Source organism: Metabacillus sp. FJAT-52054, from assembly GCF_037201815.1.
GTDB lineage: Bacteria > Bacillota > Bacilli > Bacillales > Bacillaceae > Metabacillus_B > Metabacillus_B sediminis.
In genome coordinates this window covers 1,390,557-1,404,184 of sequence record NZ_CP147407.1, presented here as the reverse complement: position 1 = coordinate 1,404,184, position 13,628 = coordinate 1,390,557, and the positions used below count along the sequence as shown (strand labels likewise).

Here is a 13,628-nt window from a genome sequence, read left to right as displayed (position 1 = left end):
ACGTAACGAAGGGTAAAGAACAGTAAAACACTTACCTGGAGGTATGGCATGACAAATTCACGTTTGAATACGAAGCTTCCCCTCTATCCTTCTTCCTTATGGAGACCTGTTGAAAATGAACCCTCTTTTCCGCCTCTTGAAGAATCTCTTACCGTTGATACCGTCATTGTCGGAGCTGGCATTACAGGAATAACGGCTGCCTACTTGCTGCAAAATGCGGGAATTCATACTGCTCTAATCGATGCCAGGAAAGCTCTTGGCGGAACAACGGGACATACGACAGCTAAAATCACCTGCCAGCATGGTGAAATTTATGACTCTCTTATTCAAGGAATTGGCGAAGAAAAAGCAAGAGAATACTTTCAAGCGAATGAAAAAGCCTTATCGTTTATTAAAAACATAGTACAGGAATTAGAAATCTCCTGTCAGCTGCAAACGCAGGATGCTTATTTGTATGCCGCTTCCTTAAGCGGAGACAAAAAAGTCAGGGCTGAATATGAAGCCTATAAGAAACTTGGCATTCCCGCTGAATTCATTGAAAACACACCACTTCCATTCCCTGTTAAATCCGCCATTCGGGTCAAAAATCAGGCACAATTCCACCCAGTAGAATATCTTTCTGGTCTGCTGAAGGAATTTGTCAGCTCTGGAGGATATGTTTTCGAGCATACCCGTGCAGTGGAACTCGAGAAGTCAGAAAATCCTGTTATCACAACTGCAGAAGGGTATAAATTAACCAGCCGGCACGTTCTCATTTCCTCTCACTAGCCGTTTCCGGATATTACAGGGCTGCAATTTACAAAACTGGAACCGGAACGTTCATATATCCTGGCGGCAAAAACCTCCCACCCGTTCCCTAAAGGAATGTATATCAGCGCCGATGGTCCAGTCCGATCACTCCGGTCGGCAGAAGAAGACGGGGAGCAGCTTGTGCTGATAGGCGGCGAGGATCATAAAACGGGACAAATTCTGAACACAGAGCAATGCTACGAAGCGCTGGCGGAATTCGGAGAGGAGCAACTAGATATGACTGAGATCCGCTACCGCTGGTCGGCACAGGATTTAAAAACATTAGATGGCGTTCCTTATGCAGGTCCTATCACGAAAGAGCATCCCAATATTTTGATAACAACTGGATATGGTCTATGGGGAATGACGAACGGCACGGCTGCTGCCCAGATAGTTGCTGATTCAATTATGGGGAAAAAGAACCCTTATGCAGAGCTATATTCTCCTCAAAGGTCGGGAAATAAAACCGCTGCTGTCCAATTTATTAAACAGAATACGGATACAGCAAAGGAATTTGTAAAAGGAAAGCTGAAAAGATCGCAAGAAAAAGTAGAGGACTTGGGATTTGATGAAGGGGCGAAAATAAAAGTCAATGGACATAAAGCAGGTGCTTATAAGGATCCAGCCGGAAACATTTCGCTGGTGAAACCTGTATGCACACATATGGGATGCGATCTGGAGTGGAACAATGGTGACCGGTCATGGGACTGCCCTTGTCATGGATCCAGATTCAGTACAGATGGAGAAATTCTCGAAGGCCCTGATGTGAAACCGCTCACCAAGCATGATTAAAGGGTTCTGCCACTTCGAAAAGGCAGATATAAAAGAAAAAAACTGACCAGCATCACTCCTTCCATAGAAAGCAAATACCACGGCCATGGGCCAAGTACTTCCAGAAGGGATCCCCCTGCTGGTTTTTTCATAATGTATAAGTAGTTTGAGTTTAGAAGATGATTGATCCAAAAAACTGCGGCTGCATACAGATTGACCAGCATAGCTGTGATCCAGAGAGATCGCAGTGATGGCCTGAAGCCCTTTGCAGCAAAAAGAAGGCATGCCATGATCACTCCTGCATGAGATACAAAAAACGTGAAGAAAACAGGATGTGGAAATGTATAGGGACCAAGATCCGGGCTAACGATTGCTTGAAATGAACTTGCAATTCCTGCATACCAGAGAAATTGAAAAAGGGCTTTATTTTTTGTAAAAGTCATGATTATTGCCAGGATAACAGCAAGATCACTTAAATGAAGCGGGAGATCCGAAGCCAGAGACCATCTTCCAGCTGATAGCTTCCATAGCTGTTCAAGCACTTCAGACGACAATAGGACAAATCCAAAAGAATACCGGGCTGCGTTAAAATGATAACGGAGAATAAATACAAGTGCCATGGCAGTAAAAGTTACGAATAGCGCCAAAATGTGTGCTTCAGAAAAAATATGAAAAGCCTTGTCCAAAATGTCATCACCTCTGAATCATCATCCGCTAATCTATGGGGATTTATTCAATCGTGCATCCAGTTTACTAAGAATAGCAAAGCCTTTAACCCGCTGCCGGATTATTCCGGTATACTTCCCGGCAGAAATTCAGCTGTTTACCTGCTAATGTGCAAAAAAGAGGAGACCGGCCACAGCCTTCTCCTCTTCGTTATTTGTCACATGCCAATCCGTCTCCATCCCGGTCCAGTCTATGCGGATCTCCGGGGCCTGCTGCTTCAAAAAAGGCCTGGGCTTCCTCATGGCCGGAAAAATCACCACAATCCTTATCCGGCCCTTTTGGGTCGAATTGCTGATTTGCTTGAGAATTTTCTCCTTTAGATGGCTCCTCTGGCACCTGATCATTCACTTCATCTTCAAATCCGCGATCAGTGGCATAATTTTCAAGTGACCATATTTTCCGTTCTTCTTTTTTTGCCTTTGCCTCTGCTTCCTTAAATTGATCCAGATATTTTGTATTAGGCGGGTATACAGCTACCCTTGCAAGCCCTTCTTTTAAGAGGCGTTTGTTGTACATTTGTCCGTCCATCCATATGTATGCGAGCAAACGGCCAAAACGGTCTCTTTCCTCTACTCCTAATTCAAGTTCAATTTCCTTCCCTTCCAATTGCTCCTTTGTATAGGCTGAGGCCTCTTTGGCAAATGGCTGAGGGTTTCCTTCGTATTTCCCTCTGCTTTCGGGCGTATCAATTAATATAAGACGGACTTTTTCCGTTGCCCCATTTTTAAGTTCTGCTTTCAGTGTATCTCCATCTGTAACAGAAAGTACGGTTGCTGGAACCGTATTTCCCTTTTCTTCCTCTAATACAGCGCTTTTTTCATCTCCTTGTTTTTCCTGTTTCGTTTCTTTATTGGATGAAGAATGGGTTTGAACGGGTTGATCGGATGGCTGCGTCATCGCCGAACATCCTGCCAAGCTTAAATGAGTAAGTAAAATAATCGCTATCATCTGTTTTTTCAACTCTATGAAGACTCCTTTACTTTGCAGTTATATAAGATTATAGGTGCCAAATGAACAATATGTACATTGTTAAGTCAGTTTTCCACCAAAAAAAAACGCAGAAGACCATTCTGCGCCATCATTTTGGTTAACTTTTAGCATGTTCTGAAAAACTCTTACTGGCAGGAAGTACAGTCATTAAAGCATTGAGTATAGTTGAGAGGGAAGAGTGTCCGGCATACATTCGCGCAATAACGGGAGCAGCTTCCAGAGCTTACCTGGCTGCATCCGCAGTTCCTGCGGCGGTCTGACATTCCTTCTGTCTGTCCGTTTCCGCACGACTTGCGGCCGTGATCGGACGTTCCTTTTCTGCTGCGATGACAGGATGAACCCGCCAATTCATCCAAATAGAGTCTTGGCTTACTGCCAGAATTGCATCTATTTCGAGAACTCATAATATCCCCTCCTTTCCCTAATAGAGTATTCAGACTCTATCAGTTGGAGGCGACGAATATCCCTGCTGCTTCTATTATTCTATGATTCAGCGGGGTGCCCATAGGATAATTCCTGCACCGATCAGACAGATAACGGCTCCTAATGTGTCATAGAAATCAGGTGCTTTTCCATCTACTCCCCAACCCCATAGTAAAGCGAGAACGATAAATAATCCTCCGTACGCTGCATACACTCTGCCGAAATCAGGAAAATCCTGCAGGGCCGGCAATATGCCATACACAACCAGCACTGCCCCGCCAATGATTCCGTACCATATTGGAAGACCGTTCTTTATCCATAGCCAAATTAAATAGCCTCCACCAATTTCCGCTAAACCCGCTAATACAAATAAAATGATAGATTTGATCATAGTCCACATACTTTCTGTGCTTTATTCATAGCAAATATTAAATCAAGTGAACGAATCTTACAAGCTTAGCCTTCTCCTAAAACTTCCTATTTTCAAGTGGATGACTAGACCTGCAGAAAAGAGTATGATAGGTTTAACCATACTTTATATTAATGAAAGCTAAGTCGGGATTTGTTTGTTCCCTGAGGTGATAAATAGGATGAATATTGATGCTGAATTAACTGCGAAAGTTTCCGTAAAAAGTGTAGACCCTCTTGAACCGGTTCATGTAAAAAATATACCGCAAGGCTGGAAATTGCTTGGCCGCGGAAACTATGCGGCCGTTTTCGTAAACGAAGGACTCCCAGGAAAAATTGTTAAGCTTTATGCAGAAAACCGCGAAGGCGCCGATAAAGAAAGACAAGTATACCAAATACTTGGCGATCACCCAGCATACTCGGTCATGTTCAGCTATAGTGACCGTTATCTCATATTAAAAAAACTGGAGGGCATCACTCTTTACGATGCTCTTAGAAAAGGTGTTTACATCCCTGAAAAAGTCATAAAAGATGTAGACGACGCCATTGCATATGCCAGGGAAAAGGGATTAAACCCCACGGATATACACGGAAAAAATGTCATGATGAAGGATGGCCGCGGCTATATTGTGGACGTCTCTGATTTTTTAGAAGTGTTTGATTGTCCAAGGTGGAAGGATTTCAAAAAGGCCTACTACCGGATATACCTTCCCCTTTCAAGATTCAGAAAATGGAAGATTCCGCGCTGGATGCTCGAACGGATTCGCAAAGGCTATCAGAAATACCTGAAGATTAACGGATATTACAAAAGAAAGAAAAAGAGCAAAGAAACAAAACGCCTCGCTAAGAAAAGCTAGGCGTTTTGTTTTCTTTCTCTACCGGGTTATCTCTTTCTTCAGAGCTCTGGCAGCTGCGGCGGGATTTTCCGATCTGCTGATGCTTGAAATGGCCGATACTCCATCTGCTCCCGCCTTTACAACGTTCTTCGCATTCTCAGCCGTTATTCCGCCAATCCCTACCATTGGAATATCAATGCCTGCTTGCTTGATCTCCTCGATTACAGCGGTGCCTTTCGCTTCCTTCGCATCCTCTTTGGATGAAGTCGGAAAGACAGGACCCACCCCAATGTAATCTGCCCCATCGGCTAAAGCACGCTTTGCCTCTTCTGCGCTATGCACGGATACCCCGAGAATCATACCATTTAAGCGTGTAATGATCTCACTGGCTTTGGCGTCATCCTGTCCTACATGAATTCCGTCCGCCCCTATTTTTAATGCCAGCTCCACATCATCATTTACAATGAAGGGAATATTTGAGTTTCTGCATATTTGCATCAGCCGGACCGCAAGCTGTTCAATTTCATCGGCTGGATGAAGGGAACCCTTGCCTTTTTCGCGAAATTGGAAGAGCGTAATTCCTCCTTCAATTGACCCGGTTACTACCTCTTCAATATCATTCGGACAGTCCTGTGTTCCTGCTATAAAATAAAGGGCCAAGTGCTGTTTTATCCGGTTCCTGTTCATATCTGTCTCATCCTCTTTTGGAAAGCCCAATGATTAGTAGGACCATGGCCTTCTCCAATTACAAGCGTTTCTTCAATGGCTGCCTGAATAAATTGCTTCGCTGTTTCCGCAGCTTTAGCAATCGTGCTGCCCTTAGCAAGTTCAGCTGTCAAGGCGGCTGAAAATGTACAGCCTGTCCCGTGAGTATGCCTTGTTTCAATTCGCTTGCTTATCAGTGCTGTAAACTCTTTCCCATCGTATAAAAGATCGGCTGACTCCTCCGTATTCTCTTCATGCCCGCCTTTAATCAGGCACGAGGAAGCTCCCATATTATGAATAATCCTGCAAGCTTCTCGTTTATTTTCCTCATTATTAATTGTTATTCCGGTAATTGCTTCCGCCTCTGGAATATTAGGAGTAATAACGGCAGCGAGCGGAATGAGGTAATCAATCATGGCCTTAACCGCCTCACTTTGAAGAAGCGTGCTTCCGCCTTTGGCAATCATAACCGGGTCAATCACAACATTTTTCCATCCAAAATTTTTTATTGAATCCGCTGCCGCCAAGATGATTTCTGCATTAAAGAGCATGCCTGTTTTAACGGCATCCGGAGGGAGGTCCTCCCCTATTGCAGAAGCCTGCGCGGATACAGCATTGGCAGTTAAAGGAAACACTCCATGCACACCAAGGGTATTCTGGGCTGTTACAGCTGTAACAGCACTCATCCCGAACACGCCAAGCTCCTGAAATGTTTTGAGGTCAGCCTGAATACCCGCTCCGCCGCCGCTGTCTGAACCGGCAATAGTTAATGCCTTTTTGATCATTCTATAACCCCACCTTTTCAATTCTTGCACGAAGAGTGACTTGTTCTTCAGTCACCAGAAATAGCTGGTTCAAGAATTCGACTTGAAAGCTCCCGGGTCCTTGATCCGCAGTTTTTTCAGCAGCCAGTTCTGCCGCGGTTCCATAAACAGCAAGCGCAGCCGCTGCAGCTGATACCGGATTTTTCTCAACTGCCAGAAAGGCTCCAACTACTGATGTGACCAGACATCCAGTACCTGTAACTTTCGTCAGGATAGAGTGGCCATTCGACACCTTCAATACCTGTTTTCCATCGGAGATATAGTCTGTCTCTCCCGTCACAGCCACCACCGTGTTCAGTTTCTTTGCAGCATGAATTGCCAGCTCTTCTAAGTCTCCTTCAGCTTCTCCGGAATCGACTCCTTTGATTGCCCATTTCTGACCGGCTGCATTAGCGATTTCCGCCGCATTCCCACGAACAACAGCAACCTTTACCTCTTCAAGAATCTGCTTAGCAGAACGTGTACGGAGCTCCGTTGCACCCGCTGCAACAGGATCCAGTACAACAGGAACACCGTGCTTATTAGCGGATTTGCCTGCAAGAATCATAGATTCCACAGTCCGCTCTGTCAGTGTGCCAATGTTTAAAACGAGCACTCCTGCCATAGCAGCCATTTCTGCTGCTTCTTGCTTGGCATCTGCCATAACCGGTGAAGCACCAAGGGCCAATAGCCCATTGGCTGTAAAATTAGCAACTACAATATTCGTTATATTATGTACCAGGGGATTTACCTCTCTTACTTTACTCAGCAATGCTCCTGCTTTTTGTGCATTCATTCCAATTCATCCTCTCCGGAAAGAGCTGCAGATAACCGGTGGGCGCCCATGCAAAAAGGCATCCCGCATAGAAGCGAAATGCCTTTAATCATAAAATATGATCAGTCATTACATTCTCCCTGCGCTGGCATTATCCAACAGGTTCACCCGGTCTACGGCAGATTAGCCGTACTCTCAGCCTGCTTCCACAAGCTCCCGATCCGTATTTTTTAAAGTAAGTTTATCCCTTACCACACGAAAAATCAAGCGTCACCCAATCTTCTCTTCTTCCTCGTTCCTGTCTGAAGCTATTTTTCCAAGAGATTCGTTCATTTTGAACATCACAATCAGCAATTCGCAATAAATCCGAATGGCAAACGGGCCCAGAAGCATTGTAAACAAACCCATCAGGATCTGCAGGCCGGGGGTCATTGATTCACCCGAATTGAACATCATCACCAAACCGGTCAGTACACTGATTCCGCTCCCAATATAAAAAATAATGGTTATTATGGCTGGTGTAATCATTTTATTAAAACTAAGAAACTCTTTCACCCGCTGTCACCCCTCATTTGAAATTCTCTTCAAACAATAGGTATGCAAGCTGTATCTTATACATTCCTTCACATAGGCACAAAGATTTAACTTTTAGAAATACTGGCCTATTTAAATTTTTCCATTCTAATCCATATATTTCTATATCCTTCAGAATCTTTCACTCTAAGGGGATTAACCCAAGACCTTTCTCTTAAATAAGGCATCAGAAAAAAACATACTGGTTCGATAGAGGCCCCTTAATCCCTATTGAATCATAAAGTCCACAACCTTCTTCCCCTTTTACAATTAGTTCATAAAAGCGCAACCATTTTCGAATAGAATATGGGTATATATATAAAAAGGGGAACAATGGAAAAAAGGGGTAAAGGAGAACTTTATGAGGCTAACCTCAAGGCTTTGCATGATTTGTTCAATCCTATCGGTCTTGCTATACTTTCTAGCAAAAATACTTTATTTCTCAAAGTTCGCCCACTATATGAATATTTCATCGATCCTTCTCGTATTCGTAATCGTAATCGCCTTCTTCTTTGATGATCATATAGGGTACTAACGAAAAGCGGAGGCGGCTTGCCCAGCCCCGACAAGCATAAGACAATCAGCCTGGGGAAGGTGAACTTTCCTTCCTCAGGATGAGTGGCTTATGACCTCGAGGGGCTAGCCGCCGTAGCTAGACAATGTGAAAAGCGGAGGGCGCTCCTAGTAAGGAAGTTCTGCTAAGAGCGCGGCGTCCTGCCGCAACGCAGAACTGACCCGCTTCGTGCGGGCCTCCGTGAGAGACGGTGGAGCTCTCGACCGAGAGGCGCTCAAATAAGGAAGTTCTGCTAAGAGCGCGACGTCCTGTCGCAACGCAGAACTGACCCGCCTCCTGCGGGCCCGAGAGAGCGAAGCGGCCGAACGGCTAGCGGCCGAAGCTGGACACCACGAAAAGCGGAGGGCGCTCCTAGTAAGGAAGTTCTGCTAAGAGCGCGGCGTCCTGCCGCAACGCAGAACTGACCCGCTTCGTGCGGGCCTCCGTGAGAGACGGTGGAGCTCTTGACCGAGAGGCGCTCAAATAAGGAAGTTCTGCTAAGAGCGCGACGTCCTGTCGCAACGCAGAACTGACCCGCATCCTGCAGGCCCGAGAAAGCGAAGCGGCCGAACGGCTAGCGCCCGGAGCTGGACACCACGAAAAGCAGAGGGCGCTCCAGTAAGAAAGTTCTGCTAAGAGCGCGACGTCCTGCCGCAGCACTGAAAAAAAAGGTAATGGAGCGATATCCATTACCTTTTTTTTATTTCTTAAATTTTCTCATACTTTTTGTGATTTGCTTCCATTTTGCTTTTTCATCTGATTGTGCTTTTTTATCCTCTTTACGGGCTAAAAACGCGAGCTCCTTTTGAAGCTTTTGATAGCTTTCATAACGATCTGCCCGCAGTGATCCTTCCTCTAATGCAGCATTGATGGCACAGCCAGGCTCATTTTGATGCCTGCAGTCGGTGAAGCGGCAGCTGCGAGCTAACGTTTCCACATCCTCAAACGTTCCCTGAAACCCATCTTCGGCACTCCAAAGCTGCAATTCTCTCATTCCGGGTGTGTCGATCAGACAGCCGCCTGTATTAAGAGCAATGAGTTCACGGTACGTTGTCGTATGTCTTCCCCGGTCATCATCTTCTCTTGCTTCCTGAGTCTTTAAATAATCACTGCCGATCAGCTGATTCGTTATGGTTGACTTGCCTACACCTGATGAACCGACAAGTGCTGCCGTACGTCCCCCAGTGCAATAGCTGCGGAGAATTTCAGCAGATTCAGCATCCAGAGCACTTATTACATGTATAGGCACACCAATAGCTGCTGCTTCAACTTCAGCGAGCTTCTCGTTCAAATCCTCGCATAAGTCTGCTTTATTCAAAACCACCACCGGATTGGCTCCGCTTTCCCAGGCCATGATTAAATACCGTTCCAGTCTGCGGATATTGTAATCCTGGTTAAGGGCCATCACGATAAAAAGCGTATCAACATTTGCAGCCACTATTTGTTCCTCTGTAGCCACACCCGCCGCTTTTCGTGAAAATTTACTCTGCCTGGGAAGAATCGCATGTATCGTTGCCTTCCCTTCTTCATAGCGCGGCTGAATAACTACCCAGTCTCCCACGGCAGGGAAATCTTCTCTTCCCCCGGCTTCAAACCTCATCTTTCCAGCTACCTCACCTAGCAATTCTCCTTGCCCAGTCAGAATTCTGTATACCCTTTTATGTTCAAGTGCCACTCGGCCAATTTCAAATCCTTCAGTCTTAAACGGATTAAATGCCTCTTCAAAAAATGGGGTCATCCCCAACTCAGATAAATTCAATGCTAATATCCTCCCTATTCTGTTCGTTCAAAATTAATGAATGAACGTCATAGAGAGATGATCAAGTTACCGATCCAATCCCTCCATGACGCTGATGATTACAATTGGAAATTTTCTCATATTTCATCACTCCTTAAAGGGATTGAGCATGAAGCTCTTGAATACCATTATACGGAAGGTTTCATGTATTTGCCAAACACATCTTCTAAAAATCTATTCAATTTGAATTCCGAGGTGAGCAGCGGAGATGCCAGAAAATCCGGATGGAATGTTTCAAATTATTCCTGTACTTGTCATTTGCGGATTTGCAGCGGTTTTAGGAATCATTATTTTCACGATATTTAAAAATATTGCTGCTTGGAACAAAAACAATCAGCAGCCAGTAACAGAAGTCCTGGCAACTATTGTTGCGAAAAGAACGAGTACACATGGCGGCGGTAATACGAGAGCTTATAATCACTATTACCCGACTTTTGAATTAGAAAGCGGGGAGAGATTGGAGCTGCAAGTAAAAGGAGAAGAATATGGACAGCAGGCTGAAGGGGATCAGGGTAAACTTACATATCAGGGTACAAGGTATTTATCCTATAGCCGGAGTGTGTAGCCAAAGAAAGAAAAGGGCGAAAAGTAACATGACCTTAGACAGGGAGACGCATTCTAAGCGTTTCCCTGTTTTGGTTTGAAATTTGAGTCAGGCCAAATGAAGCAGATGGGCGACACTACGGCGGGAGCAGCAGGACATGTTAGACCCCGCAGTCGCGAAGCGAGAAGGACGCTCACCGCCATTGGATGAGGGAGTCCCGCAGCGAACACATCTAAGGTAAATAGCCAGTGGCAGATCTATGATCCTTTCTGGACAGCCTCTTGCTGTTATTCCCCTGCTTTCAATTCGAGCGCTGACGCTGCCTCCTCAAGATCACGAATACTTTTGACCATACTGCTGATTCTAGTATTCTGTTCCTCAGTACTTGAAAGTACTTCTTGTATTACAGCACTTGTCTGGTCGGTCACAGCTGATACTGATGAAGCCTCATCCATGACAAGCCTCGTATTCTCACTTAGGGCATCCAGTCTTTGCTGAAGCTGAACTGCTCTTCCGGAAACATCCTCGACCGTCAGCAAAATATGATTCATCCTCTGTGTAACTTCATCGGACGAATTGAGACTTGATAGGAAAGCCTCGTTGCCAAGCTGCATATCCTCTGACGTTTTATTCGTCTTTTCAATAATGCGATCGAGGATTTCATGAATACCTCCTGCAGATTGCTTCGAGTTTTCTGCCAATACCCTGATTTCATTTGCTACGACAGAAAAACCTTTCCCATGCTCTCCCGCTCTTGCCGCTTCAATACTGGCATTAAGCGCCAGCAAATTGGTCTGGTCTGAAATGCGGGTGATCGTTTTTACAATGGATTCAACATCCTTTGTTTCCTTCTGCAAATCAATAATAGAATCGACTACCTTCTGAATAATGGCGGAAACCTTTTCCATTTCCTCGGATAGAAGCGTCATTTGATGGTTTACATCCGCAACAGAAGTTTCCGTTTTATTAAATGAATCCTTCATATTCTCTGAGGAGTTCTGAACACTTTCGGTGTAATTTCCAATTAACTTTAAGGACTGGTCAATCTTTGCAGTGCTTCCTGCCTGTGCTTCTGCCCCTGCTGCCAGTTCTTTAAAAGCGGATGTTAAATCATCGGAGATCTGTCCGACTGTATCTGAATCTGTTTTTAACATGCGGGTATTTTTTGAAAGAGATTCGAAGGCGTGCTGGATTTGCTCCAATAAAGCCTCGCTGTTTTTTTTCGATTCTTCCGCACGGTCCAGGCTCCTTTCAGCCTCTGCCCTCATTTTTTCACCCTGTGTACTTTGAAAAATCAGCGCTCCGACAATCAGCACCATAAACGTATTCAAATTTACTATTGCCATTCCTTCAATACCGGGAAACATAGTCTCGCCATGCGTAAAATAAAAATAATTTGTCATCAGCAGCCCAAGTAAACCTGCAAGTAAAACCTGTTTATAATTATGGTAAAGGGTACTTACAGCAATCATGTAATACACCATTAAATACGAAACAATGGATGGCTCCATTTCCATCATGATAGAACCTAAAATAGAGATACATACGATGGCCAGATAACTTAATTGATAAGTAAGCCATTTTTTCATGACTAGAAATGTAAAGACGGTCCCGATGACTCCGCCATATCCTCCCAATGTTATTAGAAACATTGTACTTGCTCCTGTAATCCAATAAGCTGCCAAACCAAGTAACAAGGATCCCCAAATAATATATACCATGAGGATATTCCTTTGGTGCACCCGCGTTCTATCTCTGCTTAAATCCATTGCCGCCACTCCCATTTGTCAAATAAAACATACACTGGTTATATCGGTACTTTCCATTCACTTCTTAACAAAAAGAAAAAAAAGACCCTCCTGATTGGATTCAGGAGGGTCTGAAATTAATTTACAGCTTTTACTGCCGCATCATTCAGTTTAGTTTCTTCCTTTTCCTGAGCACGGAGGTAGATTAGGCCGTTTCCTTCTGCCTTTTTGGAAAGACCAATCGAGACTGTATTTTTGCACAGCTGTGCGTATACTTCAGGCTCCGTTAATGTTCTGCCAAATTCCTTTTCTTCTTTTTGAATAAGAAGAGCAGCCGCCGCTGAAGCATGAGGGGTGGCCATGGAAGTACCGGACAGTTTCGCATATTTGTTCCCTGGGTAGGTGGAAAGAATATTTACTCCTGGGGCGACAAGATCAATTTCGTCATTTGTATTTGAAAACTCCGCCAGCTGTTTTTTCTCATCAATGGCCCCTACCTGCACGACCTCTTTATAATAGCCCGGATAAGCTTTTTCAACGGTATTTTCCCTTGAATCTCCTTCATTGCCCGCTGCGCACACAACAAGAATATTATTTGCCACTGCTTCTTTTATTGCTTCGTGCAGCTCCGGTACATCTTCCGGTCCGCCAAGAGACATTGAGATGACTCTTACGGTTTCACCGTTTTCGCCCTTCCACTCTGAAGCATATCGAACAGCATTTATAATGCCCTCATAAGAACCGCTGCCGTCATCTCCAAGTACTTTAAGAATCAGCAGCTTTACTTCAGGTGCAGCTCCGGTTACGCCCTGGTCATTTAAACTTGCAGCTATTGTCCCGGCAACGTGCGTTCCATGGTAATGAGAATCACTATAGTCACTCTCATCCCCATCGACAAAGCTTTTACCTCCAATAATCCGGTCTTTCAAGTCTGGATGAGTGGCGTCACAGCCTGTATCCAGAATGGCGATTACAGCTGTGTCTCCTTTTATTCCCTGATCCCAAATTTCAGGTGCATTAATCATTCTTACGCCATAAGGAATGTCTTCTTTTGCTGAATCATAAACCTCTTCTAATTTGAATGGTATTAAACGAACTTTGCTCATGCTCTTGTCCTCCTTTAAAATGGGTAAGTCCAGAAGCAAAGGGTCAAGTTGTCGAACGCTTGTTCTTATTTTACCATAAA

General features: G+C 44.6%; 14 protein-coding genes, 1 pseudogene and 1 riboswitch. Of the genes and pseudogenes, 4 read left to right on the top strand and 11 right to left on the bottom strand.

What is annotated here, in order from left to right; all coding sequences use genetic code 11:
* Positions 1–48: 48 nt before the first annotated feature.
* Both WCV65_RS07445 and WCV65_RS07440 read left to right on the top strand, forming a co-directional pair.
* Positions 49–1,179: pseudogene (locus WCV65_RS07445) on the top strand (FAD-binding oxidoreductase); the annotation flags it as partial.
* On the top strand, positions 1,153–1,581 hold the full coding sequence (locus tag WCV65_RS07440) for a (2Fe-2S)-binding protein (RefSeq protein WP_338782203.1): 429 nt from the start codon (positions 1,153–1,155) through the stop codon (positions 1,579–1,581). The pseudogene WCV65_RS07445 and the gene WCV65_RS07440, both read left to right, overlap by 27 nt.
* Here WCV65_RS07440 and WCV65_RS07435 read toward each other — a convergent pair.
* From WCV65_RS07435 to WCV65_RS07420, 4 genes are all read right to left on the bottom strand, one after another.
* Positions 1,578–2,246: a TIGR02206 family membrane protein gene (locus WCV65_RS07435; RefSeq protein ID WP_338781257.1), complete on the bottom strand. Its 669-nt coding sequence runs from the start codon at positions 2,244–2,246 to the stop codon at positions 1,578–1,580. The genes WCV65_RS07440 and WCV65_RS07435 overlap by 4 nt on opposite strands.
* 190 nt (positions 2,247–2,436) lie before the next feature.
* Positions 2,437–3,246, bottom strand: a complete 810-nt coding sequence (locus WCV65_RS07430; RefSeq protein ID WP_338781255.1) for a thermonuclease family protein — start codon at positions 3,244–3,246, stop codon at positions 2,437–2,439.
* Between the two features lie 155 nt (positions 3,247–3,401).
* Positions 3,402–3,680: a hypothetical protein gene (locus tag WCV65_RS07425; RefSeq protein WP_338781253.1), complete on the bottom strand. Its 279-nt coding sequence runs from the start codon at positions 3,678–3,680 to the stop codon at positions 3,402–3,404.
* Between the two features lie 86 nt (positions 3,681–3,766).
* Complete coding sequence (locus tag WCV65_RS07420; RefSeq protein ID WP_035409057.1) at positions 3,767–4,090, bottom strand: YnfA family protein; 324 nt, start codon at positions 4,088–4,090, stop codon at positions 3,767–3,769.
* A 199-nt stretch (positions 4,091–4,289) separates the two neighbouring features.
* Between WCV65_RS07420 and WCV65_RS07415 the strand changes: the two genes are divergently transcribed.
* The gene (locus tag WCV65_RS07415; RefSeq protein WP_338781250.1) at positions 4,290–4,964 is read left to right on the top strand and encodes a serine/threonine protein kinase; all 675 of its coding nucleotides are present in this window, start codon (positions 4,290–4,292) and stop codon (positions 4,962–4,964) included.
* Between the two features lie 18 nt (positions 4,965–4,982).
* Here WCV65_RS07415 and thiE read toward each other — a convergent pair whose 3' ends face one another.
* From thiE to rsgA, 5 genes are all read right to left on the bottom strand, one after another.
* The gene (thiE, locus tag WCV65_RS07410; protein WP_338781248.1) at positions 4,983–5,630 is read right to left on the bottom strand and encodes a thiamine phosphate synthase; all 648 of its coding nucleotides are present in this window, start codon (positions 5,628–5,630) and stop codon (positions 4,983–4,985) included.
* Positions 5,627–6,433: a bifunctional hydroxymethylpyrimidine kinase/phosphomethylpyrimidine kinase gene (thiD, locus tag WCV65_RS07405; RefSeq protein WP_338781246.1), complete on the bottom strand. Its 807-nt coding sequence runs from the start codon at positions 6,431–6,433 to the stop codon at positions 5,627–5,629. Before thiD ends, thiE begins: the two co-directional genes overlap by 4 nt.
* Before the next feature lies 1 nt (position 6,434).
* The gene (thiM, locus tag WCV65_RS07400; RefSeq protein WP_338781244.1) at positions 6,435–7,247 is read right to left on the bottom strand and encodes a hydroxyethylthiazole kinase; all 813 of its coding nucleotides are present in this window, start codon (positions 7,245–7,247) and stop codon (positions 6,435–6,437) included.
* A gap of 98 nt (positions 7,248–7,345) precedes the next feature.
* Positions 7,346–7,456, bottom strand: a riboswitch (TPP riboswitch).
* Between the two features lie 40 nt (positions 7,457–7,496).
* A complete protein-coding gene (locus tag WCV65_RS07395; protein WP_035409068.1) occupies positions 7,497–7,781 on the bottom strand; it encodes a DUF4282 domain-containing protein in 285 nt (94 codons plus the stop codon).
* Between the two features lie 1,271 nt (positions 7,782–9,052).
* Positions 9,053–10,090 (bottom strand): ribosome small subunit-dependent GTPase A, encoded by a 1,038-nt coding sequence (gene rsgA / locus WCV65_RS07390; RefSeq protein WP_338782201.1) that lies wholly within the window; start codon positions 10,088–10,090, stop codon positions 9,053–9,055.
* 268 nt (positions 10,091–10,358) lie between these two features.
* Between rsgA and WCV65_RS07385 the strand changes: the two genes are divergently transcribed.
* Positions 10,359–10,715 (top strand): DUF2500 domain-containing protein, encoded by a 357-nt coding sequence (locus WCV65_RS07385; RefSeq protein ID WP_338781243.1) that lies wholly within the window; start codon positions 10,359–10,361, stop codon positions 10,713–10,715.
* A gap of 266 nt (positions 10,716–10,981) precedes the next feature.
* On the opposite strand, the gene WCV65_RS07380 is transcribed toward WCV65_RS07385, so the two are convergent.
* Together WCV65_RS07380 and WCV65_RS07375 are read right to left on the bottom strand one after the other, a co-directional pair.
* The gene (locus WCV65_RS07380) at positions 10,982–12,346 is read right to left on the bottom strand and encodes a methyl-accepting chemotaxis protein (protein WP_338781242.1); all 1,365 of its coding nucleotides are present in this window, start codon (positions 12,344–12,346) and stop codon (positions 10,982–10,984) included.
* Positions 12,347–12,579: 233 nt separating this feature from the next.
* Positions 12,580–13,548, bottom strand: coding sequence for a S8 family peptidase (locus WCV65_RS07375; protein WP_035409078.1), 969 nt, complete (start codon positions 13,546–13,548; stop codon positions 12,580–12,582).
* Between the last annotated feature and the right edge of the window lie 80 nt (positions 13,549–13,628).

What these genes read in the sequence shown, in the direction of transcription:
- WCV65_RS07440 (WP_338782203.1), top strand. Translation starts at nt 1,153, where the DNA reads ATGACGAACGGCACGGCTGCTGCCCAGATAGTTGCTGATTCAATTATG.
- WCV65_RS07425 (WP_338781253.1), bottom strand. Translation starts at nt 3,680, where the DNA reads ATGAGTTCTCGAAATAGATGCAATTCTGGCAGTAAGCCAAGACTCTAT.
- WCV65_RS07420 (WP_035409057.1), bottom strand. Translation starts at nt 4,090, where the DNA reads ATGATCAAATCTATCATTTTATTTGTATTAGCGGGTTTAGCGGAAATT.
- WCV65_RS07415 (WP_338781250.1), top strand. Translation starts at nt 4,290, where the DNA reads ATGAATATTGATGCTGAATTAACTGCGAAAGTTTCCGTAAAAAGTGTA.
- thiE (WP_338781248.1), bottom strand. Translation starts at nt 5,630, where the DNA reads ATGAACAGGAACCGGATAAAACAGCACTTGGCCCTTTATTTTATAGCA.
- thiD (WP_338781246.1), bottom strand. Translation starts at nt 6,433, where the DNA reads ATGATCAAAAAGGCATTAACTATTGCCGGTTCAGACAGCGGCGGCGGA.
- thiM (WP_338781244.1), bottom strand. Translation starts at nt 7,247, where the DNA reads ATGAATGCACAAAAAGCAGGAGCATTGCTGAGTAAAGTAAGAGAGGTA.
- rsgA (WP_338782201.1), bottom strand. Translation starts at nt 10,090, where the DNA reads ATGACCCCATTTTTTGAAGAGGCATTTAATCCGTTTAAGACTGAAGGA.
- WCV65_RS07385 (WP_338781243.1), top strand. Translation starts at nt 10,359, where the DNA reads ATGCCAGAAAATCCGGATGGAATGTTTCAAATTATTCCTGTACTTGTC.
- WCV65_RS07380 (WP_338781242.1), bottom strand. Translation starts at nt 12,346, where the DNA reads ATGTTTCTAATAACATTGGGAGGATATGGCGGAGTCATCGGGACCGTC.
- WCV65_RS07375 (WP_035409078.1), bottom strand. Translation starts at nt 13,548, where the DNA reads ATGAGCAAAGTTCGTTTAATACCATTCAAATTAGAAGAGGTTTATGAT.